Raw genomic sequence first — 1,026 nt, 5'->3', positions numbered from 1 at the left:
CCACCCACACCCACCCACGCACACCCCGTCGCCGTACGGCGGCCGTACGCAGGAGCACCACCACCTTGCTGACCACCACTTCCGCCCTCGTCGCCGCCGCGCACGCCGCACACACCGGCGTCGCGGCCTTCAACGTGATCGCCATCGAACACGCCGAGGCGGTCGCCCGCGCCGCCGAGGAGACCGGGCTGCCCGCCATCCTCCAGATCAGCGAGAACGCGGCCCGCCACCACGGCGATGTCGCGCCGCTCGCCGCGGCCGTGGCCGCGATCGCACGGGCGAGCCGCGCCGAGCTGTCCCTCCACCTCGATCACGTGGAGGACGCGGACCTGCTGCACCGCACGGCCGAGTGCGGTGCCAGTTCCGTGATGTTCGACGCCTCGCGCCGCAGCGACGAGGACAACGTCCTCGCGACCCGCGCCGCCGCCGACTGGGCGCACGAGCAGGGCCTGTTCATCGAGGCGGAGCTGGGGGAGATCGGCGGCAAGAAGGGCTCGGCGCACACCCCGGGGGTGCGCACCGACCCGGAGCAGGCCCGGGACTTCGTGGCAGCCACGGGCGTCGACGCGCTGGCCGTCGCCGTGGGCAGCAGCCACGCCATGACCGACCGCACCGCCCGCCTCGACCTGGACCTGGTCGCGCGCATCGCCGCGGCCGTGCCGGTGCCGCTGGTCCTGCACGGGTCCTCCGGCGTGCCCGCCGACCTGCTGGGGGCGGCCGTACGCCGGGGCATGACCAAGGTCAACTTCGGTACGCGGCTCAACGTCGCGTTCACCGGGGCGGTGCGCGCCGCGCTCGCCGCCGCTCCCGATGCGCACGACCCCCGCCCCTATCTGGCCAACGCCCGTACGGCGGTGGCGGCGGAGGCCGCCGACTGCCTCAGGACGGTGAGCGTCGGCTGACCCGGCAGTGGGGGACGGGGACGGGCAGGGGGGGGGGGGGCGGCACCCGCCCCCCCCCCCCCCCCCCGTGTTTGCCCGGGGAGGGGGGGTGTTGATAATGGGGGGGTGGGACAACCGCAAAAGA

1 protein-coding gene is annotated in these 1,026 nt (G+C 75.3%); it reads left to right on the top strand.

Going from position 1 to position 1,026, the window contains the following annotated elements:
• Positions 1-65 precede the first annotated feature (65 nt).
• Positions 66-902: a class II fructose-bisphosphate aldolase gene (locus tag LCE31_RS35915; protein ID WP_225022059.1), complete on the top strand. Its 837-nt coding sequence runs from the start codon at positions 66-68 to the stop codon at positions 900-902.
• Positions 903-1,026 lie beyond the last annotated feature (124 nt).

This window comes from Streptomyces sp. 8L (genome assembly GCF_020176795.1).
In the GTDB taxonomy this organism is placed as follows: Bacteria; Actinomycetota; Actinomycetes; order Streptomycetales; family Streptomycetaceae; genus Streptomyces.
The sequence above is the reverse complement of the archived record's forward strand: the minus strand, read 5'-3'. Positions and strand labels throughout refer to the sequence as shown.